The 24,495-nt window shown below is 66.2% G+C and carries 31 protein-coding genes; 30 read left to right on the top strand and 1 reads right to left on the bottom strand.

Annotation, left to right across the window (positions count from 1 at the left end; genetic code table 11):
- Nucleotides 1–114 precede the first annotated feature (114 nt).
- The 6 genes from bioD (at nt 115) to IE100_RS14625 (ending at nt 5,255) form a co-directional block, all read left to right on the top strand.
- Nucleotides 115–747, top strand: a complete 633-nt coding sequence (gene bioD, locus IE100_RS14650; protein ID WP_189375137.1) for a dethiobiotin synthase — start codon at nt 115–117, stop codon at nt 745–747.
- Between the two features lie 146 nt (nt 748–893).
- Nucleotides 894–2,009: a cytochrome c oxidase subunit II gene (coxB, locus tag IE100_RS14645; protein WP_189375135.1), complete on the top strand. Its 1,116-nt coding sequence runs from the start codon at nt 894–896 to the stop codon at nt 2,007–2,009.
- 12 nt (nt 2,010–2,021) lie between these two features.
- On the top strand, nt 2,022–3,665 hold the full coding sequence (gene ctaD / locus IE100_RS14640) for a cytochrome c oxidase subunit I (protein WP_189375132.1): 1,644 nt from the start codon (nt 2,022–2,024) through the stop codon (nt 3,663–3,665).
- Between the two features lies 1 nt (nt 3,666).
- Complete coding sequence (locus IE100_RS14635; protein ID WP_047968089.1) at nt 3,667–4,209, top strand: cytochrome c oxidase assembly protein; 543 nt, start codon at nt 3,667–3,669, stop codon at nt 4,207–4,209.
- Nucleotides 4,206–4,385 carry a DUF2970 domain-containing protein gene (locus IE100_RS14630; RefSeq protein ID WP_189353779.1) on the top strand — a complete coding sequence of 60 codons (180 nt, stop codon included), beginning with the start codon at nt 4,206–4,208 and terminating at the stop codon, nt 4,383–4,385. The genes IE100_RS14635 and IE100_RS14630 overlap by 4 nt, the downstream gene beginning before the upstream one ends.
- A gap of 15 nt (nt 4,386–4,400) precedes the next feature.
- Nucleotides 4,401–5,255 (top strand): cytochrome c oxidase subunit 3, encoded by an 855-nt coding sequence (locus IE100_RS14625; RefSeq protein ID WP_189353778.1) that lies wholly within the window; start codon nt 4,401–4,403, stop codon nt 5,253–5,255.
- 12 nt (nt 5,256–5,267) lie between these two features.
- Here IE100_RS14625 and IE100_RS14620 read toward each other — a convergent pair whose 3' ends face one another.
- Nucleotides 5,268–5,462, bottom strand: a complete 195-nt coding sequence (locus tag IE100_RS14620) for a DUF2909 family protein (RefSeq protein ID WP_189375131.1) — start codon at nt 5,460–5,462, stop codon at nt 5,268–5,270.
- Between IE100_RS14620 and IE100_RS14615 the strand changes: the two genes are divergently transcribed.
- From IE100_RS14615 to IE100_RS14500, 24 genes are all read left to right on the top strand, one after another.
- Nucleotides 5,461–6,204, top strand: coding sequence for an SURF1 family cytochrome oxidase biogenesis protein (locus IE100_RS14615; protein WP_189375129.1), 744 nt, complete (start codon nt 5,461–5,463; stop codon nt 6,202–6,204). The genes IE100_RS14620 and IE100_RS14615 overlap by 2 nt on opposite strands.
- Nucleotides 6,176–6,619, top strand: coding sequence for a hypothetical protein (locus IE100_RS14610; RefSeq protein WP_189375127.1), 444 nt, complete (start codon nt 6,176–6,178; stop codon nt 6,617–6,619). Before IE100_RS14615 ends, IE100_RS14610 begins: the two co-directional genes overlap by 29 nt.
- Nucleotides 6,620–6,671: 52 nt before the next feature.
- Nucleotides 6,672–7,643 carry a COX15/CtaA family protein gene (locus IE100_RS14605; protein ID WP_189375126.1) on the top strand — a complete coding sequence of 324 codons (972 nt, stop codon included), beginning with the start codon at nt 6,672–6,674 and terminating at the stop codon, nt 7,641–7,643.
- Nucleotides 7,640–8,542 (top strand): heme o synthase, encoded by a 903-nt coding sequence (locus IE100_RS14600; protein ID WP_189375124.1) that lies wholly within the window; start codon nt 7,640–7,642, stop codon nt 8,540–8,542. The genes IE100_RS14605 and IE100_RS14600 overlap by 4 nt, the downstream gene beginning before the upstream one ends.
- A gap of 4 nt (nt 8,543–8,546) precedes the next feature.
- A complete protein-coding gene (locus IE100_RS14595) occupies nt 8,547–9,131 on the top strand; it encodes an SCO family protein (RefSeq protein ID WP_189375122.1) in 585 nt (194 codons plus the stop codon).
- Between the two features lie 52 nt (nt 9,132–9,183).
- The gene (locus IE100_RS14590; RefSeq protein ID WP_229800403.1) at nt 9,184–9,948 is read left to right on the top strand and encodes a flagellar brake protein; all 765 of its coding nucleotides are present in this window, start codon (nt 9,184–9,186) and stop codon (nt 9,946–9,948) included.
- A 27-nt stretch (nt 9,949–9,975) separates the two neighbouring features.
- A complete protein-coding gene (gene hisG, locus IE100_RS14585) occupies nt 9,976–10,617 on the top strand; it encodes an ATP phosphoribosyltransferase (RefSeq protein WP_189375121.1) in 642 nt (213 codons plus the stop codon).
- 57 nt (nt 10,618–10,674) lie between these two features.
- Nucleotides 10,675–11,976, top strand: a complete 1,302-nt coding sequence (gene hisD, locus IE100_RS14580) for a histidinol dehydrogenase (RefSeq protein ID WP_189375119.1) — start codon at nt 10,675–10,677, stop codon at nt 11,974–11,976.
- Nucleotides 11,977–12,194: 218 nt separating this feature from the next.
- A complete protein-coding gene (hisC, locus tag IE100_RS14575; RefSeq protein ID WP_229800402.1) occupies nt 12,195–13,259 on the top strand; it encodes a histidinol-phosphate transaminase in 1,065 nt (354 codons plus the stop codon).
- Nucleotides 13,260–13,265: 6 nt separating this feature from the next.
- On the top strand, nt 13,266–13,859 hold the full coding sequence (gene hisB / locus IE100_RS14570) for an imidazoleglycerol-phosphate dehydratase HisB (RefSeq protein ID WP_189375115.1): 594 nt from the start codon (nt 13,266–13,268) through the stop codon (nt 13,857–13,859).
- Nucleotides 13,856–14,497: an imidazole glycerol phosphate synthase subunit HisH gene (gene hisH, locus IE100_RS14565; protein WP_189375113.1), complete on the top strand. Its 642-nt coding sequence runs from the start codon at nt 13,856–13,858 to the stop codon at nt 14,495–14,497. The genes hisB and hisH overlap by 4 nt, the downstream gene beginning before the upstream one ends.
- Before the next feature lie 24 nt (nt 14,498–14,521).
- Nucleotides 14,522–15,265, top strand: coding sequence for a 1-(5-phosphoribosyl)-5-[(5-phosphoribosylamino)methylideneamino]imidazole-4-carboxamide isomerase (hisA, locus tag IE100_RS14560; RefSeq protein WP_189375111.1), 744 nt, complete (start codon nt 14,522–14,524; stop codon nt 15,263–15,265).
- 66 nt (nt 15,266–15,331) lie between these two features.
- Nucleotides 15,332–16,099, top strand: a complete 768-nt coding sequence (hisF, locus tag IE100_RS14555; RefSeq protein WP_189375110.1) for an imidazole glycerol phosphate synthase subunit HisF — start codon at nt 15,332–15,334, stop codon at nt 16,097–16,099.
- A gap of 12 nt (nt 16,100–16,111) precedes the next feature.
- On the top strand, nt 16,112–16,513 hold the full coding sequence (hisI, locus tag IE100_RS14550) for a phosphoribosyl-AMP cyclohydrolase (RefSeq protein ID WP_189375108.1): 402 nt from the start codon (nt 16,112–16,114) through the stop codon (nt 16,511–16,513).
- 94 nt (nt 16,514–16,607) lie between these two features.
- Nucleotides 16,608–16,937: a phosphoribosyl-ATP diphosphatase gene (locus tag IE100_RS14545; protein ID WP_189375106.1), complete on the top strand. Its 330-nt coding sequence runs from the start codon at nt 16,608–16,610 to the stop codon at nt 16,935–16,937.
- A gap of 16 nt (nt 16,938–16,953) precedes the next feature.
- Nucleotides 16,954–17,274 carry a histidine triad nucleotide-binding protein gene (locus IE100_RS14540; protein ID WP_189375104.1) on the top strand — a complete coding sequence of 107 codons (321 nt, stop codon included), beginning with the start codon at nt 16,954–16,956 and terminating at the stop codon, nt 17,272–17,274.
- Between the two features lie 42 nt (nt 17,275–17,316).
- A complete protein-coding gene (gene tatA / locus IE100_RS14535; RefSeq protein ID WP_189375102.1) occupies nt 17,317–17,517 on the top strand; it encodes a Sec-independent protein translocase subunit TatA in 201 nt (66 codons plus the stop codon).
- Nucleotides 17,518–17,522: 5 nt separating this feature from the next.
- Nucleotides 17,523–17,999 (top strand): Sec-independent protein translocase protein TatB, encoded by a 477-nt coding sequence (gene tatB / locus IE100_RS16620; protein ID WP_373295306.1) that lies wholly within the window; start codon nt 17,523–17,525, stop codon nt 17,997–17,999.
- Entirely contained in the window at nt 17,996–18,727 is a 732-nt protein-coding gene (gene tatC / locus IE100_RS14525) for a twin-arginine translocase subunit TatC (protein ID WP_189375101.1), read from the top strand. Before tatB ends, tatC begins: the two co-directional genes overlap by 4 nt.
- Nucleotides 18,720–19,070, top strand: coding sequence for a DUF2069 domain-containing protein (locus tag IE100_RS14520; RefSeq protein WP_189375099.1), 351 nt, complete (start codon nt 18,720–18,722; stop codon nt 19,068–19,070). Before tatC ends, IE100_RS14520 begins: the two co-directional genes overlap by 8 nt.
- Nucleotides 19,071–19,286: 216 nt before the next feature.
- Complete coding sequence (locus IE100_RS14515; RefSeq protein WP_189375097.1) at nt 19,287–21,455, top strand: type I secretion system permease/ATPase; 2,169 nt, start codon at nt 19,287–19,289, stop codon at nt 21,453–21,455.
- Nucleotides 21,452–22,849: an HlyD family type I secretion periplasmic adaptor subunit gene (locus tag IE100_RS14510; protein WP_189375095.1), complete on the top strand. Its 1,398-nt coding sequence runs from the start codon at nt 21,452–21,454 to the stop codon at nt 22,847–22,849. Before IE100_RS14515 ends, IE100_RS14510 begins: the two co-directional genes overlap by 4 nt.
- A 1-nt stretch (nt 22,850) precedes the next feature.
- Nucleotides 22,851–23,450 carry a LuxR C-terminal-related transcriptional regulator gene (locus IE100_RS14505; RefSeq protein ID WP_189375093.1) on the top strand — a complete coding sequence of 200 codons (600 nt, stop codon included), beginning with the start codon at nt 22,851–22,853 and terminating at the stop codon, nt 23,448–23,450.
- A 98-nt stretch (nt 23,451–23,548) separates the two neighbouring features.
- On the top strand, nt 23,549–24,495 hold a 947-nt coding region (locus IE100_RS14500; protein WP_189375091.1), incomplete at its 3' end, for a retention module-containing protein.

Genomic DNA, 24,495 nt, shown 5'->3' with positions numbered 1-24,495 from the left:
GGCACCACGGCAGACGCAGACAGCCGACCCACGAGGTCGGCCTTGTCGCGTCTGTCTTTTCATTTTCCGGTTTGGCCGCATCTGCAGGCGGAGCTTTCCACAAGGACACTGCCCATGGCACAAGGCTATTTCATTACCGGCACCGATACCGAGATCGGCAAGACCCACAGCGCGGTGAAGCTGATCCGCCACTGGCAGGCGCAGGGTAAGCGCGTGCTGGCGATGAAGCCGGTGGCCTCCGGCTGCGACATCCTGCCGGACGGCAGCTGGCACAACGACGACGTGGCACGGCTGGTGGCGGCCACCGGCCAGACCGATCTGGCGCTGATGAATCCGTACCGCTTCCTGCCGCCGGTGTCGCCGCACATCGCCGCGCGCGACGTCGGCGTGACGATAGACCCGGCGCGGATCGTCGCGCACTACCAAAGCTTGGCCGCAGATGCCGACGTGGTGCTGGTGGAGGGCGCCGGCGGCTGGCTGGCGCCGCTGTCGGACACGCTGGACATGCAGGGCCTGGCGCAGCAGTTGCAGCTGCCGGTGATCCTGGTGGTGGGCATGAAGTTGGGCTGCATCAACCACGCGCTGCTGACGGCGCAGGCGATCCGCGCCAGCGGCTGCACCCTCGCAGGTTGGGTCGCCAACCGCGTGGTGCCGGCGCAGCTGGCCTTTGATGACAATCTGGCGACGCTTGTGCGCGCGCTGGGCGAGCCGCTGCTGAGCCTGCCTTACGAGGCGGCGGCGGCCTGAGCTGCGGCGCCGGTTTGCGGCGCTGCACCATGATAAATACTTGTTTTATCGGCTGATCTTCCTATTCTCGATAAAGCGCTGCGGCACAGACTGCGGCCAGCGACCGGGTTTCCGGCCAACACGAGACTTTACTTGGGGAAGACGCCATGGCCAGTCGTCGCGTCCTGTTACTGTTCACCGGCTGGTCGTCTGCCGTGCTGGCGGCCGGTGTCAACCTGCCGCCGCCGGTCACCGGCGTCGCGCAGGATATCTACGATCTGCACATGCTGCTGCTGTACATCACCGGCGGCATCTTCGTTCTGGTCTTCGGCGTGATGTTCTGGGCCATCCTGCGCCACCGCAAAGCCGCCGGCCATCAGGCGAAACACTTCCACGAAAACACCACCGTCGAGATCATCTGGACGCTGATTCCGCTCCTGATCCTGGTGGCGATGGCGTGGCCGGCGACGCGGCTGATCCTGCAGCAGAAGAGCAGTGCCGGCGCCGAGCTGACCATCAAGGTCACCGGCTACCAGTGGAAGTGGCACTACGACTACCTCGACGACGGCGTCGCCTTCATGAGCCATCTGTCCACGCCACAGAGCGCCATCCGGCAGGTGGCCGACCGAGGCGAGCACTACCTGCTGGAGGTCGACGAGCCGCTGGTGGTGCCGACCGGCACCAAGGTGCGGCTGCTGCTGACCGCCAACGACGTGATTCACGCCTGGTGGGTGCCGCAGCTGGGGGTGAAACAGGACGCGATCCCGGGCTTCGTGCGTGATGTCTGGTTCAAGGTCGATCGCCCCGGCACCTATCGCGGCCAGTGCGCCGAACTGTGCGGCAAGGATCACGGCTTCATGCCCATCGTGGTCGAGGCCAGGGCGCCGGCCGATTACCAGGCATGGTTGGCCGCAAGACAAAAAACCGCTGCGGCCAACCTTGAGGATCCGAACAAGGTCTGGCCACTGGCCGAGCTGATGGCGCGTGGCGAGAAGGTGTACGCGCAGAACTGCGTCGCCTGCCACCAGGCCAACGGCAAGGGCATCCCCGGCGCCTTCCCGGCGCTGGACGGCTCGGCGATGGCGACCAAGGACAAGCCCGGCCACATCGACATCGTGCTTAACGGCAGCAAGAAGAATGCCGCGATGGCGGCCTGGGGCAAGCAGCTGTCGGATACCGATATTGCGGCGGTGATCACCTACGAGCGCAATGCGTGGGGCAATCACACCGGCGACGTGGTGCAGCCCAAGGACATCAAGGCTGCCCGCGGCGGCAAAGCGTAAGGGGGAGAGGGCATGACTGCGATCGACAGTGCACTGCAGCCGGCGCACGACACCGCGCACGGCCACCACGCCAAGCCAAGCGGCATCACCCGCTGGCTGTTCGCCACCAACCACAAGGACATCGGCTCGCTGTACCTGTGGTTCGCGTTCAGCATGTTCATCTTCGGCGGCGTGCTGGCGCTGTGCATCCGCGCCGAGCTGTTCCGCCCCGGGCTGCAGTTCTGGCAGCCGGAGCTGTTCAACCAGTTCACCACCCTGCACGGGCTGATCATGGTGTTCGGCGCCATCATGCCGGCGTTCACCGGGCTGGCCAACTGGATGCTGCCGCTGATGATAGGCGCGCCGGACATGGCGTTTGCGCGCATGAACAACTGGAGCTTCTGGCTGCTGCCGCCGGCGGCCTTGCTGCTGCTGATCTCGTTCGCGGTGCCGGGCGGGGCGGCGGCGGCGGGCTGGACGCTGTACGCGCCCTTGTCCACCCAGATGGGCATGGGCATGGACCTGACCATCTTCGCCATCCACATCATGGGCGTCAGCTCGATCATGGGCTCGATCAACATCATCGTCACCATCCTCAACCTGCGCGCGCCGGGGATGACGATGATGAAGATGCCGATGTTCGCCTGGGCCAGCCTGATCACCGCCTACCTGATCATCGCGGTGATGCCGGTGCTGGCCGGGGTGGTGACCATGGTGCTGACCGACCGCCACTTCGGCACCCACTTCTTCAATGCCGCCGGTGGTGGCGACCCGGTGCTGTACCAGCACATCTTCTGGTTCTTCGGCCACCCCGAGGTCTACATCATGGCGCTGCCGGCCTTCGGCATCGTCAGCCACATCATCCCCACCTTCAGCCGCAAGCCGCTGTTCGGCTACACCTCGATGGTGTACGCCACCAGCTCCATCGCCATCCTCAGCTTCATGGTGTGGGCGCACCACATGTTCACCACCGGCATGCCGGCCACCGCGCAGCTGTTCTTCATGTACGCGACGATGCTGATCGCGGTGCCGACCGGGGTGAAGGTGTTCAACTGGATCGGCACCATGTGGCAGGGCAGCATGAGCTTCGAGACGCCGATGCTGTTCGCCATCGGCTTCATCTGCCTGTTTACCGTCGGCGGCCTGTCCGGGGTGACGCTGAGCATCGCCGCCATCGACATCCAGCTGCAGGACACCTACTACGTGGTGGCGCACTTCCACTACGTGCTGGTGGCCGGCGCGCTGTTCAGCCTGTTCGCCGCGGTGTACTACTGGTTCCCGAAGATGACCGGGCGCATGTACTCGGAGTCCTGGGGCAAGTTTCACTTCTGGTGGTCGCTGCTGTGGTTCAACGTGACCTTCTTCCCGATGCACTTCCTCGGCCTCGCCGGCATGCCGCGCCGCATTCCCGACTACAACATGCAGTTCACCGACTTCAACACCCTGGCCAGCGTCGGCGCCTTCTGCTTCGGGCTGGGGCAGTTGATCTTCTTTGCCAACATGCTGCACAGCCTGCGCCACGGCAAGCCGGCCGCGGCCAGGCCGTGGGAAGGCGCCGACACCCTGGAGTGGCAGATCGCCACCCCGGCGCCGTATCACAGCTTCGTCGAGGCGCCGGATCTGGAAGTCGGCGAGAACGGCCGCATCGACGCCATGCACGGCGGAAAGCACCACTGACATGGACAAGCCGCCCGCCACCCTGCACGACAACCGCCTGCTGCTGCTGAAGCTGCTGCTGCTGGCCTGCGTGATGTTCGTGTTCGCCTGGGGGCTGATCCCGGTCTACGACGCGCTGTGCCGCCTGACCGGGCTGGGCAGCCTGCAGCGGCCGGACGAGGTCGGCAGCCAAAGGTTGGCCGCAACGCCGCTGGCGCCGGTACTGCTGACCTTCGATGCCACGGTGCAGCCGGGGCTACCGTGGCAGGTGCGGCCGCTGACGCGCACGCTGCGCGCGGTGCCGGGCGAGTTCGTGCGAGTCGACTACGAGATCACCAATGCCAGCAACCGCCAGGTCGTCGGTCAGGCGATTCCGCGTTACCTGCCGGCGGCGGCGGCGGAGTACGTGAAGAAGCTGGACTGCTTCTGCTTTGCGCAGCAGGCGTTTGCACCGGGCGAGACCCGGCGCTTTCCGGTGGTGTTCGTGGTCGACAAGAACGTGCCGGCCGGCCTCGACAGCATCACGCTGGCCTACACCGTGTTCGATGTGCCGGGGCGATCATGAGGCCGCTGCGCGCCCTGGCTGCTGTGCTGGCCGCCTTCTTCGGCGTGCGGCGCGGCCGTGCGGCCAACGTTGACCGCCAGTTGCGCTTCGCCGACCTCATCGCGGCGGCGATCATTCTGGTGGCGCTGTTTGTCGGCGGCCTGCTGTTGCTGGTCAGCTGGCTGACGGCGCCCTGAGCGGACGGAGGAATCATGCATAACGACACGTCGCACCACTATTTCGTGCCCGATCCGTCGCGCTGGCCGATCATCGGCGCGGTGGCGCTGTTTGCGCTGGGGCTGGGGGCATCCTTCACCGTCAACGGCATCGCCGCCGGCAAGTTCGGCCTGCTGCTGGGGGTACTGATCCTGCTGTGGATGCTGTTCGGCTGGTTTGGGGACGTGATCCGCGAAAGCCTGGCCGGCCGTTACCAGCGGCGCGAGGATGCCTCGTTCCGCTGGGGCATGAGCTGGTTCATCTTTTCCGAGGTGATGTTCTTCGCCGCCTTCTTCGGCGCGCTGTTCTACGTGCGGACCATCTCGGTGCCGGAGCTGGGCAACGAGCAGCACCAGCTGCTGTACCCCGGCTTTGCCGCCAGCTGGCCGCTGGCCACCGGCCCCGGCATCAGCGCCCCTTACCAGGCGATGGGGCCGTGGGGGCTGCCGGCGGTCAATACCCTGATCCTGCTGTCGTCCGGCGCCACGCTGACCTGGGCGCACTGGGGGCTGCTGTCCGGCCAGCGGTGGCGGCTGGTGTTCGGTCTCGGGCTGACGGTGGTGCTGGGCGCGCTGTTTCTCGGGCTGCAGATCTACGAGTACGCGCACGCGATGAACGAGCTGGGCCTGTCGCTGGCCTCCGGCGCCTACGGCATGACCTTCTTCATGCTCACCGGCTTTCACGGCCTGCACGTGCTGCTGGGTGCCATCATGCTGGCGGTGGTGTGGCTGCGGGTGCTGCGCGGGCATTTCAATGCCGAGCACCACTTCGCCTTCGAGGCCGCGGCGTGGTACTGGCACTTTGTCGACGTGGTGTGGCTGATCCTGTTCGTGTTCGTGTACTGGCTGTAGCGGCAGGAGGCGTCAGCGCCCGTGCGGCAGCCACCAGCCAAGCATGCCGCCGGCCATCAGCAGCAGGAACAGCCCCAGCGACAGCGCCACGCGCAGGGTCAGCGCCTTGACGGTCTGGCGCGGCGTGTCGCCACGGCTGACGCTGCGCAGGGCAAAGGCCAGGGTCAGCATGATCAGCAACAGCAGGGTGATGGCGGCAATCTTCATGACATGTCCTCCGGCGGGTGTAATCCAGTCTAGCAGCCGCGCCGGCTTTCGCCGCCAGCGTGGCCGGCTGCGGCTGGCGTGGCTGCTGTGGTTGCTGGCGCTGCTGCCTTTCCTGCTGGCGCTGTGGCAGTGGCAGCGTGGCCAGCAACGGCAGGCGCAGCTGGCCCACCATGAATTCAATCTGCGGCAGGCGCCGCAGCCGTTGGCCGCACTGGCCGCCAGCACGGCACCGGCCGGCCAGCGTGCCTGGCTGCAGGTGCGCGGCAGCGAGCCGGAGATCCGCGTCGCCAATGCCCTGCTCGGCGGTGCCAGCGGCATCCGCATCTGGCAGCCGGTGCAGCTGCCCGACGGCAGCTGGGTGGTGGTCGATCGCGGCTGGCTGCGCGGGCCGGCGGCCTATGTGCGCATCCCGCTGCCGCCGTTGCGGCTGCAGGGCTACTGGCTGCCGCGACCGCAGCCCTATCTGCTGTCTGGCGCGCGGGTGGCGGACCGCGGCGAGGTCGATGCGCTGGACTGGGCGGCACTGGCGCGGCGCCTGCCGGGGCGGCTGCACGACGGCCTGCTGGTGCTGGATGTGACCCTGCCGCCGCTGGCACCGTGGCCGGTGCGGCCGCCGTTCGATCCGCAGCGCCACTATGCCTATGCCTTGCAATGGCTGCTGCTTGGGCTATGCCTGATTACAGGAGCATGGATCGTGCAGAGGAGGGGACGGGATGAACGCTCGGGATCGCGGACGGATTAAGTTGCTGCTGATTGCGCTGCTGTGCGCGCTGCCGGTGCTGGCGTCGTGGCTGTCGTACCGCTGGCTGCCGCCGGCCGGCGGCAAGAGCTACGGCCAGCTGCTGGCGACACCGCTGCCGCAGGCGCGGCAGCCAGGTTGGCCGCAAGGGCGCTGGGTGCTGCTCGACGCCGCCGCCAACTGCAACCCGGCCTGCGAGCGGCGCCGCTTTGCGATGCGCCAGATCCACACCGCGCAGGGCGAGGCCGCCGCGCGGCTGGTGCGGCGCCAGCAGGCCGAGGCCGGGCTGCGCCAGGACGGTTTCTACCTGGTGGACCCGCACGGCAACGGCGTGCTGTTCTACCCGGATGGCGCCGCGCCGGCGGCGGTGATCAGGGAAATCCGCAGTGTGCTGAAAAACAATAACAGCCTCGGCTGAAGTGGCCGCGGCAACGGCTGTCCGTGCCGGCACGGGCAGGGAAGGGGGCAGGATGAGACGCGTGCTATGGCTGGCCTTGTTGCTGGTGTGCATCGTGGTGCCGCTGGGGGCGTACGTGCGGCTGTCGGATGCCGGTCTTGGTTGTCCGGACTGGCCGGGCTGCTACGGCCGGCTGTCGCCGCTGCACGCGGCGCCGCTGATCCAGGAGCAGCATGCGGCCAACCCCGACGGTCCGGTGAGCATGGCCAAGGCGTGGAAGGAAATGAGCCACCGCTATCTCGCCGCCAGCCTCGGCCTGCTGCTGCTGGCGCTGAACGTGCTGGCCTGGCGCCAGCGCCGGCTGCGCGGCTGGGCGGCGCTGCTGCTGTTGCTGGTGTGCGTGCAGGGCGCGCTGGGAATGTGGACCGTCACCCTGCTGCTGAAACCGGCCATCGTCAGCGCCCACCTGCTGGGCGGCATGACGCTGGCGGCGCTGCTGGCCGCCTGCTGCTGGTGGCAGCGGCGCCTGCCGCAGCGCCATGCGGTGGGGGCGGCCAGCTTCGCGCTGGCGCTGTTGCTGCCCTTGCTGCTGCTGCTGCAGATCGCGCTCGGCGGCTGGGTGTCGAGCAATTACGCGGCGCTGGCCTGCCAGGGCTTCCCGGCCTGCAACGGCGCGTGGTGGCCGGACGCGCAGTGGCGCGGCGCCTTCCATCTGCTGCGCGAGCTGGGCGAAGGCCCGGACGGCGCGCCGCTGCTGGGCAGCCACCTGCTGGCCATGCACTGGGCGCACCGGCTGGGCGCCGCGCTGGTGTCGCTGCTGCTGCTGTGGCTGGTGCTGCGGCTGTGGCGCCAGCCGCCATTGCGACCGCTACTGTGCCTGCTGCTGGGCAGCTGGCTGCTGCAGCTGGCGCTAGGCGCCGGCAATGTGCTGTTGCAGCTGCCGCTGGCACTGGCGGTGGCGCACAACGCCGGCGCCATGCTGCTGCTGATCGTCGCCACGCTGCTCCTGCTGTCGCTGGACCCCGCCCCGAGGAGAACACGATGACTGCCCTGACCGCCCCCTCCCTGCGTCGTCATGCCGCTGCCCTGTGGCAGCTGGCGAAACCGAAAGTGGTGGCGCTGATCGTGTTTTGCGCCGTGATCGGCATGGTGCTGGCGGTGCCGGGCTGGCCCGGCCCCGGCCGCATGCTGGCCGCCACGCTCGGCATCGCGCTGGTGGCCGGTGCCGCGGCGATGATCAACTGCCTGGTGGAGCGCACCATCGACGCGCGCATGCGCCGCACCGCGCGCCGCGCCACCGCCAGCGGCGAGCTGGGAATGGCCGAGACGCTCGTGGTGGCGCTGGCCGCGCTGGGGCTGGGCATGGCGCTGCTGATCGCGCTGGTCAACGCGCTGACCGCGTGGCTGACGCTGGCCACCTTTGCCGGCTACGCCATCGTCTACACCCTGCTGCTGAAGCCGAACACGCCGCAGAACATCGTGATCGGCGGCGCCAGCGGCGCGATGCCGCCCATCCTCGGCTGGGCGGCGATGACCGGCGAGGTCAGCGCGATGGCGATGGTGCTGTTCCTGATCATCTACACCTGGACGCCGCCGCACTTCTGGGCGCTGGCGCTGTACCGCCGCGACGACTACGCCCGTGCCGGCCTGCCGATGCTGCCGCTGACCCACGGCCAGCCGTTCACCACGCTGTCCATCCTGCTCTACACCGTGCTGCTGGCGGCGGTGACCCTGCTGCCGCTGGCGCTGCAGGCGGCGGGGGCGGTGTACCTGCTGGCCATCCTGCTGCTCAACGCGCGCTTCGTGCAGCTTGCCGCCCGCCTGCACCGTCATTATGCTGACGACTCCGCGCGGCGCTGCTTCCGCTGGTCGATCCAGTTCCTGACCTGGCTGTTCGCCGCCCTGCTGCTCGACCGCGTCTTTTTCCTGCCCCTGAGTGGATGACCCCATGCCCCTGCTTGTACGCTTGCTGCTGCTTGTTGCCCTGATGACCGGATTGGCCGCCTGTAATGGCGCACCGCCGCCGGCGTTCAAGGGCACCGACATCGGCGGCGCCAGCTTCGGCCAGCCGTTCACCCTCACCGGTCACGACGGCAAGCGCCACTCGCTGGACGAGTTCAAGGGCAAGGTGGTGGCGCTGTTCTTCGGCTATACCCACTGCCCGGACGTGTGCCCGACCACCATGCTGGAGTTCGCCCAGGCGGCGAAGCAGCTGGGCGCCGACGGCGAGCGGCTGCAGGTGCTGTTCGTCAGCGTCGACCCGCAGCGCGATACGCCGGCGGTGCTGGCCGGCTACATTCCGCATTTCGACCGGCGTTTTCTCGGCCTGACCGGCAGCGAGGCGGAAGTCGCCGCCGTGGCCGGCCACTTCAAGGTCGTCGCCCAGCGCCAGCCGGCGGCGAGTGGCGGCTACACCGTCGATCACAGCGCCGGCAGCTATCTGTTCGACCGGGACGGCAAGTTGCGCGTGTATTTGCCCTACGCCACGCCGGCCAGCGATATCGCCCATGATGTAAAGGCCTTATTGGGTTAAACTGCGTAGTGACCGTTGTATCCCTTACTACCGCATTCCGGACGTCGTAACCGTGACCGATGACCTCACGCCCGGTGCCGCCAGTGGCAGCACCTCGCCCAGCATAGACCTGAGCAAATACACGCTGACCAGTGCGGCTGAAGTGGTGCATCACCTGCGCGGCATCGTGCAGCAGGGGCAGATGGTGACGGTATTTTCCAACAAGGGAAAATCCTTCATCCTGACCCGCATCCTGGCGCTGGACAACGCTGCCCGCACCATGGTGCTGGACTGGGGCGCCAACGAGCACGCCAACAAGCTGTTCCTGGAGAGCGAGCGCAACATCTACGTCTGTTCGCCGGCCGGGGTCAAAACCCAGTTCACCACCGGCCAGCCGCGCCGCATCAGCTTCCAGGGGGGCGACGCCTTCGAGGTGGACCTGCCGGAGCAGGTGATCAAGCTGCAGCGCCGCGAGTTCTTCCGCATTCCCACCCCGATCGCCAACCCGGTGCTGTGCCAGTTCCTGGACCATCCCGCCGGCGAGCTGGCGCTGCCGCTGGCCGACATCAGCCTCGGCGGTGCCGCGCTGGTGCTGTCCACGGCACAGGCGGCCAAGTTCCACCTCGGCGACCTCTACCAGGTGTCGATCGAGCTGAAGCCGTTCGGCGTGCTGCAGGTGCAGCTGGAAATCCGCCACCTGATTCCGGTTCAGCATAAAAACGGCCAGGAAAGCATCCGCGCCGGGTGCTGCTTCACCAATATGAACACCCCGCGCGAAACCATGGTGCAACGTTACGTGGCCAACCTTGAGCGAGAGCGCCGGGCTCTGGTACGCTGATCCCCATTATTGCAACGCATCAATATCATGACCCTGACCATTGCCCTCTCGAAGGGCCGCATTTTTGAAGAAACCCTGCCGCTGCTGGCCGCTGCCGGCATCGAACCCGCCGAAGCCCCGGAGTCGTCGCGCAAGCTGATCATCGGCACCAACCGTCCCGACGTGCGCCTGGTGATCGTGCGCGCCTCCGACGTGCCGACCTACGTGCAGTACGGCGCCGCCGATCTGGGCATCGCCGGCCGCGACGTGCTGATCGAGCACGGCGGTGCCGGCCTGTACCAGCCGCTGGACCTGAACATCGCCAAGTGCAAGATGATGGTGGCGGTGGAAAACGGCTTCGACTACGACGCCGCGGTCAAGCACGGCGCGCGCCTGAAGATCGCCACCAAGTACCCGCAGATCGCGCGCGAGCATTTCGCCGCCAAGGGCGTGCACGTCGACATCATCAAGCTGTACGGCTCGATGGAACTGGCACCGCTGGTCGGCCTCGCCGACGCCATCGTCGATCTGGTGTCCACCGGCAGCACGCTGAAAGCCAACAACCTGCAGGCGGTGGAACAGATCATCGACATCAGCTCGCGACTGGTGGTGAACCAGGCCGCGCTCAAACTCAAGTACGACACCATCCAGCCGGTGCTGGACGCCTTCGCCGGCGCGGTGTCGCAGTAAGCCTATGCCCGTTGCGGCCAACCTTGAGGTTGGCCGCAAGCCTATGGAGCCGTAACCATGCAACGCCTGTCTTCCTCCCAAGCCGATTTCGACGCCCGCCTCAAGGCGCTGCTGGCCTTTGAAACCGCGCAGGACCCGGCGGTCGATGCCGCCGTGGCCGCCATCTGCGACGACGTGAAAGCCCGTGGCGATGCGGCGGTGGTGGAGTACACCAACCGTTTCGACCGCATGAGCGTGGCCGACATGGCGGCGCTGACGCTGAGCCGCGAGCAGCTGCAGGCCGCGCACGCCCGCCTGCCGGCGCACGTGCGCACCGCGCTGGAAGCCGCCGCCGAGCGCGTGCGCCGCTATCACGAGAAGCAGCTGGCGCACTCGTGGAGCTACGAGGACGAGGACGGCACCCTGCTGGGCCAGCAGGTGACGCCGCTGGACCGCGTCGGCATCTACGTGCCGGGCGGCAAGGCCGCCTATCCCAGCTCGGTGCTGATGAACGCGCTGCCGGCCAAGGTGGCCGGCGTCGGCGAGATCATCATGGTGGTGCCGACGCCGAATGGCGAACAGAACGACCTGGTGCTGGCCGCCGCCTACATCGCCGGCGTGGACAAGGTGTTCACCTGTGGCGGCGCGCAGGCCGTCGCCGCGCTGGCCTACGGCACCGAGAGCGTGCCGCAGGTGGACAAGATCACCGGCCCGGGCAATGCCTACGTGGCCGCCGCCAAGCGCCGCGTGTTCGGCGTGGTCGGCATCGACATGGTGGCCGGCCCGTCCGAGATCCTGGTGATCTGCGACGGCGACACCGATCCGGACTGGATCGCGATGGACCTGTTCAGCCAGGCCGAGCACGACGAGATCGCGCAGGCCATCCTGCTGTGCCCGTCGGCCGACTACATCGCCAAGGTGGAAGCCAGCATCGCGAAGTTGCTGCCCACCATGCCGCGCCGCGCCATCATCGAGGCCAGCCTGGGCAACCGTGGCGCGCTGATCGAGGTGCGCGATCTGGACGAAGCCTGCGCCATCTCCAACTACATCGCGCCGGAGCACCTGGAGCTGTCGGTGGCGCAGCCGGAAGCGTGGCTGGACAAGCTGCGCCACGCCGGCGCCATCTTCATGGGCCGCTTCACCTCGGAGAGCTTGGGCGACTACTGCGCCGGCCCCAACCACGTGCTGCCCACCAGCCGCACCGCGCGCTTTGCCAGCCCGCTGGGCGTGTACGACTTCCAGAAGCGCAGCAGCCTGATCCGCGTGTCGCACGCCGGCGCGCAGAAGCTGGGCCAGATCGCCAGCGTGCTGGCCCACGGCGAGGGGCTGACCGCCCACGCCCGTGCCGCCGAGCTGCGGCTGGACCCGGCCGGCGACTGAGCGCACGGCGACCCGACCCTGCTTTGTCATGGCCAGCACTGCTGGCCATTTTCATGTCATGGCGCGGCGCCGCCGCGCTGCTGCACCGCCGCAGAAAAGCGGCCGCGGCGCTAGGCGCCCCCTGCCAAAACAGGTAGGATGAAAGTCTTGTGAATTGATTGTGTCGGGCTATGCCGGCAGTTCCATCCGGCGCCGCCGGTAACGAAATGTCGAATAAAATGTCTATACAGCAACTGTTCCGCCCCGACGTGCTGGCCATGCAGGCCTACCACGTTGCCGATGCCGCCGGCTTCATCAAGCTGGACGCCATGGAAAACCCGTACCGCCTGCCGGAGCCGCTGCGCAGCGAACTGGGCCAGACCCTGGCCGATGTCGCCCTCAACCGCTACCCCGATCCGCACGGCGACGGGTTGAAGGATCAGCTCAAGGCTGCCTTCGCCATCCCTGCCGCCGCCGACGTCGTCCTCGGCAACGGCTCCGACGAAATCATCACCCTGATCACCCAGGCACTGGCCGCCCCCGACACCGTGGTGCTGGCGCTGGAGCCGTCCTTCGTGATGTACAGGCTCAACGCGCAGTTCTCGCGCGTGCGCTACGTCGGCGTGCCGCTGGCCGCCGACTTCAGCCTCGATCTGCCGGCCACGCTGGCCGCCATCGCCAGCGAACAGCCGGCGGTGGTGTTCGTGTCCTACCCCAACAACCCGACCGGGCCGCGTTTTGCCCGCGCCGAGGTGCAGGCGATTCTCGATGCCGCACCGGGGCTGGTGGTGGTCGACGAGGCCTACCAGGCGTTTGCCGACGACACGTTCATGGATCTGGCCGGCAGCCACGAGCGCCTGATCGTGATGCGCACGCTGTCCAAGCTCGGCCTCGCCGGGTTGCGTCTGGGCTACGCCGCCGGTCACCCGGAGGTGATCGCGCAGCTGGACAAGGTGCGCCCGCCGTACAACATCAACGTGCTGACCCAGGCCGCCGCCAAGTTCGCGTTGCGCCACATCGAGGTCTTCGACGCGCAGGCGGCGGAACTGCGACGCGAACGCGAAAGGTTGGCCGCAGCGCTGGGCGCGATGCCGCAGCTGAAGGTGTTCCCGTCGGAGGCCAACTTCCTCACCGTGCGCGTGCCGGACGCGCCGGCGCTGTTCGCCGCGCTGAAAGAGGCGCGCATCCTGGTGAAAAACCTGCACGGCTACCATCCGCTGCTGGCCAACTGCCTGCGCCTGACCGTCGGCAGCCCGGACGAAAACACCGCGGTCCTGGCCGCGATCACCACCTACTTTGCCTGAGCCACCATGCGCACCGCTACCGTTACCCGCAACACCCTGGAAACCCAGATCACCGCCACCGTCAATCTCGACGGCAGCGGCGTCGGCCGCTTCGACACCGGCGTCCCGTTCCTCGACCACATGATGGACCAGATCGCCCGCCACGGCCTGATCGACCTCGACATCAGCGCGCGCGGCGACCTGCACATCGACGCCCACCACACCGTCGAAGACATCGGCATCACGCTGGGTCAGGCCTTCGCCAAGGCCATCGGCGACAAGAAGGGCATCCGCCGCTACGGCCACGCCTACGTGCCGCTGGACGAGGCGCTGAGCCGCGTGGTGATCGACCTGTCCGGCCGCCCGGGCCTGCAGTACCACATCCCGTTCACCCGCGCCGCCATCGGCGGTTTCGACGTCGACCTGTTCAGCGAATTCTTCCACGGCTTCGTCAACCACAGCATGGTGACGCTGCACATCGACAACCTGCGCGGCGTGAACAGCCACCACCAGGCGGAGACGGTGTTCAAGGCCTTCGGCCGCGCGCTGCGCATGGCGGTGGAGTTCGACGAGCGCATGGCCGGCCAGACGCCGTCCACCAAGGGGACGCTGACAGCATGAAGGTAGCCGTCATCGATTACGGCATGGGCAATCTGCACTCGGTGCTGAAGTCCGTGCAGAGCGTCAACGACATCGGCGCCGACATCTTCCTGACCTCCGATCCGGAGCGGGTGGTGAAGGCGGACAAGGTGGTGTTCCCCGGCCAGGGCGCGATGCCGGACTGCATGCGCGAACTGAACGCGCACGGCCTGGCCGAGGCGGTACGCGAGACCACGCAGACCAAGCCGTTCTTCGGCATCTGCGTCGGCGCCCAGCTGCTGTTCGAGCGCAGCGAGGAGGGCGACACCCCCGGCCTTGGCATCTTCAAGGGCGAGGTCAAACGCTTTGCGGCCAACCTGCGCGACGCGCAGGGCGAGCGCCTGAAAGTGCCGCACATGGGCTGGAACCGCGTGTTCCAGACCGTGCCGCACCCGCTGTTCGCCGGCATCGAAGACGGCGAGCGCTTCTATTTTGTGCACAGTTACCACTTCGCACCGCAGGACCCGCAGCTGACGCTGGCACAAAGCGAGTACCCCGACCGGTTTTCCTGTATCGTCGGACGTGGCAATATCTTTGCCACCCAATTCCACACCGAAAAGAGCCATCGCGCCGGACTTCAGATGATGAAGAATTTCTTGGCCTGGGATGGCACTGTTTAACTTACCGAAGATTCTGTTCGCACCATGCTGCTGATACCTGCTATCGACCTCAAGGATGGTCAATGCGTACGCCTGAAACAGGGCGTGATGGACGACGCCACCGTTTTTTCCGACGACCCGGTCAAGGTCGCGCTGCACTGGCGTGACCAGGGCGCGCGCCGCCTGCATCTGGTGGATCTGAACGGTGCCTTTGCCGGCAAGCCGAAGAACCTGTCGGTGATCCGCGACATTCTCGGCGCGGTCGGCGACGACATGCCGGTGCAGCTCGGCGGCGGCATTCGCGATCTGGATACCATCGAGAAGTACTTCGATCTGGGCCTGAAGTACGTGATCATCGGCACCGCCGCGGTGAAGAACCCTGGCTTCCTGCACGACGCCTGCGACGCCTTCCCCGGCCAGGTGATCGTCGGCCTCGACGCCAAGGACGGCATGGTCGCCATCGATGGCTGGGCCAAGGTCACCAACCATAACGTGATCGATCTGGCCAAGCGCTTCGAGGACTACGGCGTGAACTCGGTGATCTACACCGACATCGGCCGCGACGGCATGATGAACGGCGTCAACATCGACGCCACCGTCAAGCTGGCGCAGGCACTGACCATCCCGGTGATCGCCTCCGGCGGCCTGACCAATCTCGACGACGTGCGCAACCTGTGCGCGGTGGAGGGCGAAGGCATCGAGGGCGCCATTACTGGCCGCGCCATCTACGAAGGCAGCATCGATTTTGCCGCCGCGCAGGATCTGGCCGACGAACTGTCCGAAGCCTGAGGCAGTTTGCAATCATCTCCAGGGTTGGCCGCAAGCGCTTGCGGCCAACCTTCAGTACAGAACACCATGTCTCTAGCCAAACGCATCATCCCCTGCCTGGACGTGACCGCCGGTCGCGTGGTCAAGGGCATCAATTTTGTCGGCCTGCGCGACGCCGGCGATCCGGTCGAGATCGCCAAGCGCTATAACGAGCAGGGCGCCGACGAGCTGACCTTCCTCGACATTACCGCCAGTTCCGACGACCGCGACCTGATCCTCAACGTGATCGAGTCGGTGGCCGAGCAGGTCTTCATCCCGCTCACCGTCGGTGGCGGCGTGCGCCAGGTGGCCGATATCCGCCGCCTGCTCAACGCCGGCGCCGACAAGGTCAGCATCAACACCGCGGCGATCACCAACCCCGACCTGGTGCGCGAGGCCGCCGACAAGTTCGGCAGCCAGTGCATCGTGGTGGCGGTCGACGCCAAGGCGGTGTCGCCGGCCAACGACCGCTGGGAGATCTTCACCCACGGCGGGCGCAAGGCCACCGGGCTGGACGCGGTGGAGTGGGCGGTGAAGATGGCGGAATACGGCGCCGGCGAGATCCTGCTCACCAGCATGGACCGCGACGGCACCAAGATCGGCTTCAACCTGCCGTTGACGCGGGCGGTGTCGGACGCGGTGCCGGTGCCGGTGATCGCCTCCGGTGGCGTCGGCAACCTGCAGCATCTGGTGGAAGGCGTGACGCTGGGCAAGGCCGACGCGGTGCTGGCCGCCAGCATCTTCCATTTCGGCGAGTACACGGTGCGTCAGGCGAAAGAAGCGATGCGCGCCGCCGGCATCGAAGTGCGTTTGTAAAGGTTGGCCGCAATGACTGCTCCGAACTGGCTGGACGAAGTGAAGTGGGACGACAAGGGGCTGGTGGTGGCCATCGCCCAGGACGCCAACACGGGCCGCGTGCTGATGGTGGCCTACATGAACCGCGAGTCGCTGAAACTGACCGCAGAAACCGGCATTGCCCACTACTGGACGCGCTCGCGCCAGAAGCTGTGGAAAAAGGGCGAGGAGTCCGGCCACCTGCAGACGGTGAAGGAACTGCGCCTCGACTGCGATGGCGACGTGATCACCATGCAGATCGAACAGGCCGGCGGCATCGCCTGCCATACCGGCCGCGAAAGCTGCTTCTACCGCGTGCTGCGCGACGGCGAGTGGCAGGTCACCGACGCGGTGCTCAAGGATCCGCACGCCATCTACGGCGGGCATCAGCACTGAGCCGCAGGGCAAGGGTTGCCCCTGCTACGCCTTGTTATCGAATTGTCACAGAATCGACATATACTGGCCGCGCTGACGGTTTGAAAGGATGGACATGATTGCCGCTGACGTATTACAGCACATTGGTGACACGCTGGAAGCCCGCAAGGAATCCAGCCCCAGCTCGTCCTACGTGGCCTCGCTGTTCCACAAGGGCGAGGATGCGATCCTGAAGAAAGTGGCGGAAGAGGCGGCCGAGGTGCTGATGGCGTCCAAGGACAAGGACCGCCTGCATCTGGTGCGCGAGGTGGCCGACCTGTGGTTCCACTCCATGGTGCTGCTGGCGCATCACGGCCTGCGTCCGGAAGACGTGCTGGTGGAGCTGAAGCGCCGCGAGGGCATCTCCGGCCTCGACGAGAAAGCCGCGCGCAACCCGCAGTCCTGAGGCAGAGAGAGTAGACATGAGCGATTGTATTTTCTGTAAGATTGCGGCCGGCGACATCCCGGCCAACAAGGTATACGAAGACGACGACGTGGTGGCCTTCCACGACATCAAGCCGGCCGGCGATGTGCACTTCCTGCTGGTGCCGAAACGGCACGTCGAGTCGCTGGCGCACTGCGGCGCCGACGACGCGGCGATGCTGGGCAAGCTGATGCTGCTGGTGCCGAAGCTGGCCGCCGAGCAGGGCCTGGCGCGCGGCTTCAAGACCGCGATCAACACCGGTCGCGGCGGCGGCCAGGAAGTGTTCCACCTGCACGTACACGTCTACGGCAACAAATAACCATGCGACGCAGCGCGTCCGTTCAACATTGAGGTAGTGGTCATGGGTTCTTTTAGCATCTGGCACTGGCTGATCGTTCTGTTGGTGGTGGTACTGGTGTTCGGCACCAAGAAATTGCGCAATATCGGCCAGGACCTGGGCGGTGCCGTCAAGGGCTTCAAGGAAGGCATGAAGGGCGAGGAAGGCGACAAGCCGGAGCAGGGCGGTCGCGTGATTGATGTCGACCAAGACAACAAGAAGTAAGCCGCGTGTTTGATATCAGCTTCGGCGAACTGCTGATTGTCGGCCTGGTGGCCCTGATCGTCCTGGGGCCGGAACGGCTGCCGACCGTCGCCCGTACCATCGGTGCGCTGGTTGGCCGCGCGCAGCGTTTTGTCGCCAGCGTCAAGTCCGACATCCATCAGCACAGCCAGATGGCCGGTTTCGACGACCTGAAGCAGGACGTGCAGCAGGCGGCCGACGCCTTCCGCAGCCAGATCGAGAGCGAAGTCGCCGGCGTGCGCGAGCTGTCGCAGCAGATCGGGCAGACGGCGCAGGCGGTGGAGCAGGAAGCCGGCGAGCTGCTGGACGAGGCGGCACGCCAGATCGCCCCGCCGGCCGGGCCTGCGGACGACAACCGTGCGGCCGTCACGCCGCCGGTCGCAGACGATAACCAGCTGGATCTTTTCAATACTGCGCCGCCCACGGCGCAGCCGGACAACCCTGTGGTCAAAGTGCGCGAATGAGCGATCAACAACCTTTGCTCGCGCACCTGATAGAGCTGCGCAGCCGCGTGGTGCGCATTACGCTTGGCATCGTGGTGTGCTTCCTGGCGCTGTTCCACTGGTCCGGCGACATCTACCACCTGCTGGCCAAGCCGATGCTGGACGCGCTGCCGGCTGGCACCAACATGATTGCCACCGACGTGACCGCGCCGTTCTTCGTGCCGGTCAAGGTCACCATGCTGGTTGCCTTCCTGCTGTCGCTGCCCAATACCATGTACCAGATCTGGGCCTTTGTCGCGCCCGGCCTCTACAACCACGAGAAGCGGCTGATACTGCCGCTGGTGATCTCCAGCGTGCTGCTGTTCTTTGTCGGCATGGCCTTTGCCTACTTCGCGGTGTTCCCGGTGGTGTTCGGTTTCATGAGCGCGGTGACGCCGGAAGGGGTGTCGATGATGACCGACATCGACAAATACCTGTCCTTCGTGCTCGGCATGTTCGTCGCCTTCGGCGTGACCTTCGAGGTGCCGATCGTGGTGATCGTGCTGCATCGCATGGGCGTGGTCAGCCTGGCGCAGCTGCGCGAAGGCCGTCCCTACGTGATTGTCGGTGCCTTCGTCATCGCCGCGGTGGTGACACCGCCGGACGTGCTGTCGCAGATCATGATGGCGGTGCCGCTGTGGCTGCTGTACGAGGCCGGCATCCTGATAGCGGTGCTGACCGGTCGCCAGGCGGAGGTGAGCCATGACTAATGCCCGCCTGTTCCACTGGGGTGCGGTGTGCAGCCTGATCGCGCTGATCCTGCTCAGCCTGGCGTGGGAGCTGGTGCTGGCGCCGCTGCGTCCCGGCGGCTCCTTCCTGGTGCTGAAGGCGGTGCTGCTGTTGCTGCCGCTGATGGGGGTGCTGCGCCAGCGGGTCTACACCTACCAGTGGTCCAGCATGTTCATCCTCGCCTTTTTTGCCGAGGGCGTGATGCGCGCCTGGTCGGATAGTGGTCTGTCGCAAACGCTGGCACTGGTCGAGGTGCTGCTGACGGTGTGCTATTTCGCCAGTGTCGTGCTTTTTGTCAGGGCGATCCGTTTACGGCAGGCCTGAAACCGGGTTTTGTGCAGAAAAAAGCCAGCTTCCTGTAAGCTGGCTTTTGTTATTGGTGCCGCACGTGGTGTTCAATTGCAACTGTTTGTTTATAATCAATCAAAAGATATTTGCAAGTTTGCCATGCCGTGATAATAATGGTGCCGCGCGTGAGCGCCGGGCGCAGCTTTCGTTGCCCACGAAGACCCAAAGGCGATGCCTTGACGAAGACCGCATATGAATAATCAGGAACACAAAGGCGCCCAGGCGGATATTTCGCAACGCGCCACCCATCTGGATCCCCTGCTGGACTGCTTGTTCGAGCTGACCCGGCAGCACGGCATCACCACCACCCGCGACTCGCTGATCGCCGGCATTCCGCTGGAAGAGCAGCGGCTGACCCCGGCGATGTTCTCGCGCGCGGCGCGGCGCGCCGGCCTGGTGTCGCGGGTGCTGCGCAAGCCGCTGAACGAGCTACCGGCGGCGCTGTTGCCGGCGGTACTGCTGCTCAACGGCAATGACGCCTGCCTGCTGCGCGAGATCGACGCCGACGGCAATTACTACATCAGCCCGGCCGAACTGCCGGAAGCGGTGCAGGTGCTCAACGGCAGCGAGCTGGCCGCGCGCTACAGCGGGCTGGCCATCGTGGTCAAGCCGCGCTTCCGCTTCGACAAGCGGGTGCCGGAGCTGAACAAGGCGCGCACCCAGCACTGGTTCTGGCACGCGATCCTGCAGGGGCGTCCGCTGTACCGCGACGCGCTGATCGCCGCCTTCTTCGTCAACGTGTTCGCGCTGGTCTTCCCGCTGTTCTCGATGAACGTGTACGACCGCGTGGTCCCCAATATGGCGTTCGACACGCTGTGGGTGCTGGGGCTGGGGGTACTGCTGATCCTTGTGTTCGACTTCATCCTCAAGCTGACCCGCGGCTACCTGATCGACCTGGCCAGCAAGCGGGTGGACGTGATGCTGTCGGCGCTGATCATGGAGCGCGTGCTCGGCATCCGCATGGAGGCGCGCCCGGCCTCGGTCGGCGCCTTTGCGGCCAACCTTCGCGCCTTCGAGACGGTGCGCGACTTCATCGCCTCCGCCACCGTGACCACGCTGGTGGACGTGCCGTTCGCGCTGCTGTTCGTGTTCGTGATCTTCTGGATCTCGCCGTGGATGGTGTTGCCGCCGCTGGTGGCGATCCTGCTGATGCTGATGCTGGCGTTCACGGTGCAGGGCCAGATGCAGGAACTGACTGAGACCACCTTCCGCGCCTCGTCGCAGCGCAATGCCCACCTGGTGGAAAGCCTGGTCGGCCTAGAAACCATCAAGACCCTCGGCGCCGAAGGCGTGCTGCAGGGACGCTGGGAGAAGGCGACGCTGTTCCTGGCACAGGTCGGCAGCCGCCTCAAGTTCCTGTCGGCGGTGACCATGAACTTCGCCGGCTTCATCCAGCAGCTGATGTCGGTGTCGATCATCATCATCGGCGTCTACCTGATCAAGGAAGGGCAGACCTCGGTCGGCGGCCTGATCGCCTGCACCATGCTGGCCGGCCGCGCCATCGCGCCGATGGGCGCCGTGGCCGGGCTGATGACGCAGTTCAACAACGCCAAGTCGTCGCTGGACTCGCTGGAAGGGCTGATGAAAATGCCGGTGGAGCGCGAGGAAGAAGCCACCTTCTTCCACCGCACCCACTTCAACGGCGACATCGAGTTCTCCAACGTGTCGTTCACCTATCCCAACAGCCCGCTGGGCGCGTTGCACAACGTGTCGTTCCGCATCCGGGCCGGCGAGAAGGTGGCCATCCTCGGCCGCGTCGGCTCCGGCAAGTCCACCATCCAGAAGCTGATCATGGGCCTGTACCAGCCGCAGCAGGGCTCGACCCGCATTGACGGGGTCGACCTGCGCCAGATCGATCCGGCCGAGTTGCGCCGCAACGTCGGCTACGTGTCGCAGGAGCCGGTGCTGTTCTACGGCACGCTGCGCCAGAACATCAGCATGGGGCAGCCGCACGTGCACGACGCCAGTATCGCCGCCGCGGCGGACCTGGCCGGGCTGAGCGAGTTCGTCAACAGCCATCCGGAAGGCTTCGACATGGTGATCGGCGAGCGTGGCGAATCGCTGTCCGGCGGCCAGCGCAAGGCGATCACCATCGCCCGCGCGCTGCTGAACGCCCCGCCCATCATGCTGCTGGACGAACCGACCAGCAATATGGACCACAGTACCGAGGCGGCGATGAAGCGCACCTTCGAGAAGATCATGCCGGGCAAGACCATGGTGCTGGTGACGCACCACACCGCGCTGCTGGATCTGGCGGATCGCATCATCGTGATCGACCAGGGCCGCATCCTGGCGGACGGTCCGAAGGCTGAGGTGGTTCAGGCCCTGCAACAAGGCAAGATCGGAAGGGCACAAGTATGAAAAAACTGATCAGCAAGCTGTGGGAAAACTCGCAGGCCAAACGCAGCCCGCTGGTGCGCCGCGTGCTGGACTGGACCACGGCGGAAGACCTGCAGGACCGCCAGGATTTTGCCGCCGACGCCGAGTGGGCGATTCTGGAGCAGAACCCGCAGCGACCACGCATGTTCATCTGGGTGATCGGCCTGTTCCTGGTGTCGGCGCTGCTATGGTCGGCGTTCGCCACGCTCGACGAAGTGGCGCGCGGCGAGGGCAAGGTGGTGCCGACCAGCCAGATCCAGCATCTGCAGAGCCTGGACGGTGGCGTGGTGTCCAAGATCCTGGTGAAGGAGGGCGATATCGTCGAACGCGGCCAACTGTTGCTGCAGGTCGACAACACCCGCTTCGTGTCCTCGCTCAACGAGAACCAGTCGCAGGTGCTGTCGCTGCAGGCCAAGGCCTCGCGGCTGCGGGCACTGGCCGAAGGCAAGCCGTTCTCGCTGCCGCAGGAGGTGACCAGCCAGGCGCCGGAAATCGCGCGTCAGGAGATGGACCTCTACCAGTCCAAGCGCATGGAACTGGACGCCAACGTCTCTATCGCCCGCCAGCAGCTGGCGCAGCGCACCGAGGAGCTGAACGAGGCGCGCGCACGGCGCGAACAGGCCAACCAGGGGCTGGAACTGACCATGCGCGAGCTGACGGTGACGCGGCCGTTACTGAAATCCGGCGCGGTGTCCGAGGTCGACGTGCTGCGGCTGGAGCGCGATGTGTCGCGCTATCGCGGCGAACGCGACATGGCCAATGCGCAGGTGCCGAAGATCCAGTCCGCGATCGGCGAGGCCAACCGCAAGATCCAGGAGGTGGAGCTGGCGTTCCGCAACCAGGCCAGTACCGAGCTGTCGGAAACGCTGGCCAAGCTGAGCACGCTCGGCGCCGGCAGTGCCGCGCTGCAGGACAAGGTCAACCTGACCGAGATCCGCTCGCCGGTGCGCGGCGAGGTCAAGCGCCTGCTGGTCAATACCGTCGGTGGCGTGGTGCAGCCAGGGCGCGACATCCTCGAGATCGTGCCGCTGGACGACTCGTTGCTGATCGAGGCCAAGGTATCGCCGCGCGATATCGCCTTCCTGCATCCGGGACAGCCGGTATTTGTCCGCTTTACCGCCTATGATTCCACCATCTACGGCGGTCTCAAGGGCAAGCTGCATCAGATCGGCGCCGACTCCATCACCGACGACAAGGGCAACACCTACTACGTGGTGAAGGTCAAGACCGATGCCGCACACCTGAGCGAGAAGAAACTGCCGATCATTCCCGGCATGGTGGCGGAAGTCGACATCATCACCGGGCACAAGAGCGTGCTGAACTACCTTCTGAAACCGGTGCTTCGTGCCAAAGCCCAAGCCCTGAGCGAGCGCTGACATGCCGACACTACTCTTCACCAGCAGCCCCTCCTTGCAGCAACACTTGCAGGCGGCACTGGACCGCGAGCTGGAAGTGCACCACTCCCTGTCGGCGCTGGCCGAGTACCCGCAGCGCTGCGTTCAGGGCGTGGTGTGGGTGGATGCCGACAACCAGGATGAGGCGCTGCTGGGCCGGCTGTGCCGCGGCGATTTCGGCCGCGCCCGCGTGGTCGTGCTGAGCAGCACGCCATCCGACCGCCAGGCGGTGCAGTGGTTGGGGGCCGGGGCGGCGGGTTTCCTCCATGCCTTCTCGCAGCCGGAAACGCTGCGGCAGGTCAGCGCGGTGGTGGCGGCGGATGGCATCTGGGTCGGTGTCGGCCTGATGCAGCAACTGTGTGCCCGTTTCGGGCAGGTCGCCCGCGCCGACAGCCCGCTGCTGGCGCAGCTGACCGAGCGCGAACGCGACGTGGTCGGTCATCTGCGCGAGGGCAAGAGCAACAAGCAGATCGCCCGCGACATGGACATCTCCGAACGCACGGTCAAGGCGCACCTCACCGCCATTTTCGGCAAGCTGGGGGTGCCGGATCGGGTGCAGCTGCTGCTGAAGCTGTCCGGCTGACGCGCCTGCCCTTTCGTACACCTCCCTTCGGTACCATAGCTGGCCCCCACGCTCCGCTCTACAACTAGAGCATCAACAACGAGTGTGGGGGTTTTATCATGGCTACCGCTACCAACATCGCCCAGGGCAAGGTCGTCGCCATCATCGGCAAGATCATCGCCATCGCGCCGGACGGCACCGAGCGCATCCTGAAACTGGGCGACATCGTGGTGACCGGCGAACGCCTGATCATCCCCGCCGACGGCGTGATCGAGCTGCAGTCGGCCAGCGGCAATATCGTGCGTATCGCCGAAGCCCGCGACCTCACCATCACCGATGACGTGTTCAATACCGCCTCCGGCGATGCCACCGATGCGGCCATCGCCACCCTCAGTCCGGAGGCTGAACAGGCACTGGCGGCGCTGGAGCGCGGCCAGGACCCGTTGCAAGGGCTGGAGGCCGCGGCAGCCGGCCTGGCGGCGGGCGGCGGCGAGGATGGTGGCAACTCCTTCACCCGTATCGGCCGCGTGGCCGAGGGCATCAGCCCGCTGTCGCTGGATCTTGGCCTGGACGGCGGCAACCCGCCGTTGCAACAGGCCACCACTGGTGATGCGGTGCCCGTTCCGCCAACCCCGACCGTCCAGGTGGGCCAGCCCGGTATCGCGACCGGTGATGTCAGCGTTGAAGAGGGCAAGGATGCCGAATTTGGCGTCAGCATCACCGGGGCCGCCGCCGGCAGCAGCCTGGTGCTGGTCTTTGGCAATGGCTCGGCCTTATCGCCGGCCGACTACGCCGCCACTGGCTTCCAGTACAGTACCGACGGCGGGATCAGCTGGAATGATTACACCGGCGCCATCCCGATCAGCGCCGGGGCCAGCCAGCTGCTGGTGCGCACCACCACCGTCGGTGACAGCGTGGACGAGGCCAACGAGACCTTTACCCTGAGTGCCACCCTGAGCAGTGGCGGCGCCAGTTACAGTGACAGCGCGGTGGCCACCATTCTGGACGACGACATCCCGACCATCTTCTTCGGCGAGAGCGACACCGCCAGCGGTGACATCACCGT

The sequence above is a fragment of the Vogesella alkaliphila genome, assembly GCF_014652475.1.
GTDB classification, from domain to species: domain Bacteria; phylum Pseudomonadota; class Gammaproteobacteria; order Burkholderiales; family Chromobacteriaceae; genus Vogesella; species Vogesella alkaliphila.
Note: the sequence above shows the minus strand (reverse complement) of the source record. Positions and strands in the feature narration are given on the sequence as shown.

What these genes read in the sequence shown, in the direction of transcription:
- bioD (WP_189375137.1), top strand. Translation starts at nt 115, where the DNA reads ATGGCACAAGGCTATTTCATTACCGGCACCGATACCGAGATCGGCAAG.
- coxB (WP_189375135.1), top strand. Translation starts at nt 894, where the DNA reads ATGGCCAGTCGTCGCGTCCTGTTACTGTTCACCGGCTGGTCGTCTGCC.
- ctaD (WP_189375132.1), top strand. Translation starts at nt 2,022, where the DNA reads ATGACTGCGATCGACAGTGCACTGCAGCCGGCGCACGACACCGCGCAC.
- IE100_RS14635 (WP_047968089.1), top strand. Translation starts at nt 3,667, where the DNA reads ATGGACAAGCCGCCCGCCACCCTGCACGACAACCGCCTGCTGCTGCTG.
- IE100_RS14630 (WP_189353779.1), top strand. Translation starts at nt 4,206, where the DNA reads ATGAGGCCGCTGCGCGCCCTGGCTGCTGTGCTGGCCGCCTTCTTCGGC.
- IE100_RS14625 (WP_189353778.1), top strand. Translation starts at nt 4,401, where the DNA reads ATGCATAACGACACGTCGCACCACTATTTCGTGCCCGATCCGTCGCGC.
- IE100_RS14615 (WP_189375129.1), top strand. Translation starts at nt 5,461, where the DNA reads ATGACATGTCCTCCGGCGGGTGTAATCCAGTCTAGCAGCCGCGCCGGC.
- IE100_RS14620 (WP_189375131.1), bottom strand. Translation starts at nt 5,462, where the DNA reads ATGAAGATTGCCGCCATCACCCTGCTGTTGCTGATCATGCTGACCCTG.
- IE100_RS14610 (WP_189375127.1), top strand. Translation starts at nt 6,176, where the DNA reads ATGAACGCTCGGGATCGCGGACGGATTAAGTTGCTGCTGATTGCGCTG.
- IE100_RS14605 (WP_189375126.1), top strand. Translation starts at nt 6,672, where the DNA reads ATGAGACGCGTGCTATGGCTGGCCTTGTTGCTGGTGTGCATCGTGGTG.
- IE100_RS14600 (WP_189375124.1), top strand. Translation starts at nt 7,640, where the DNA reads ATGACTGCCCTGACCGCCCCCTCCCTGCGTCGTCATGCCGCTGCCCTG.
- IE100_RS14595 (WP_189375122.1), top strand. Translation starts at nt 8,547, where the DNA reads ATGCCCCTGCTTGTACGCTTGCTGCTGCTTGTTGCCCTGATGACCGGA.
- hisG (WP_189375121.1), top strand. Translation starts at nt 9,976, where the DNA reads ATGACCCTGACCATTGCCCTCTCGAAGGGCCGCATTTTTGAAGAAACC.
- hisD (WP_189375119.1), top strand. Translation starts at nt 10,675, where the DNA reads ATGCAACGCCTGTCTTCCTCCCAAGCCGATTTCGACGCCCGCCTCAAG.
- hisC (WP_229800402.1), top strand. Translation starts at nt 12,195, where the DNA reads ATGTCTATACAGCAACTGTTCCGCCCCGACGTGCTGGCCATGCAGGCC.
- hisB (WP_189375115.1), top strand. Translation starts at nt 13,266, where the DNA reads ATGCGCACCGCTACCGTTACCCGCAACACCCTGGAAACCCAGATCACC.
- hisH (WP_189375113.1), top strand. Translation starts at nt 13,856, where the DNA reads ATGAAGGTAGCCGTCATCGATTACGGCATGGGCAATCTGCACTCGGTG.
- hisA (WP_189375111.1), top strand. Translation starts at nt 14,522, where the DNA reads ATGCTGCTGATACCTGCTATCGACCTCAAGGATGGTCAATGCGTACGC.
- hisF (WP_189375110.1), top strand. Translation starts at nt 15,332, where the DNA reads ATGTCTCTAGCCAAACGCATCATCCCCTGCCTGGACGTGACCGCCGGT.
- hisI (WP_189375108.1), top strand. Translation starts at nt 16,112, where the DNA reads ATGACTGCTCCGAACTGGCTGGACGAAGTGAAGTGGGACGACAAGGGG.
- IE100_RS14545 (WP_189375106.1), top strand. Translation starts at nt 16,608, where the DNA reads ATGATTGCCGCTGACGTATTACAGCACATTGGTGACACGCTGGAAGCC.
- IE100_RS14540 (WP_189375104.1), top strand. Translation starts at nt 16,954, where the DNA reads ATGAGCGATTGTATTTTCTGTAAGATTGCGGCCGGCGACATCCCGGCC.
- tatA (WP_189375102.1), top strand. Translation starts at nt 17,317, where the DNA reads ATGGGTTCTTTTAGCATCTGGCACTGGCTGATCGTTCTGTTGGTGGTG.
- tatC (WP_189375101.1), top strand. Translation starts at nt 17,996, where the DNA reads ATGAGCGATCAACAACCTTTGCTCGCGCACCTGATAGAGCTGCGCAGC.
- IE100_RS14520 (WP_189375099.1), top strand. Translation starts at nt 18,720, where the DNA reads ATGACTAATGCCCGCCTGTTCCACTGGGGTGCGGTGTGCAGCCTGATC.
- IE100_RS14515 (WP_189375097.1), top strand. Translation starts at nt 19,287, where the DNA reads ATGAATAATCAGGAACACAAAGGCGCCCAGGCGGATATTTCGCAACGC.
- IE100_RS14510 (WP_189375095.1), top strand. Translation starts at nt 21,452, where the DNA reads ATGAAAAAACTGATCAGCAAGCTGTGGGAAAACTCGCAGGCCAAACGC.
- IE100_RS14505 (WP_189375093.1), top strand. Translation starts at nt 22,851, where the DNA reads ATGCCGACACTACTCTTCACCAGCAGCCCCTCCTTGCAGCAACACTTG.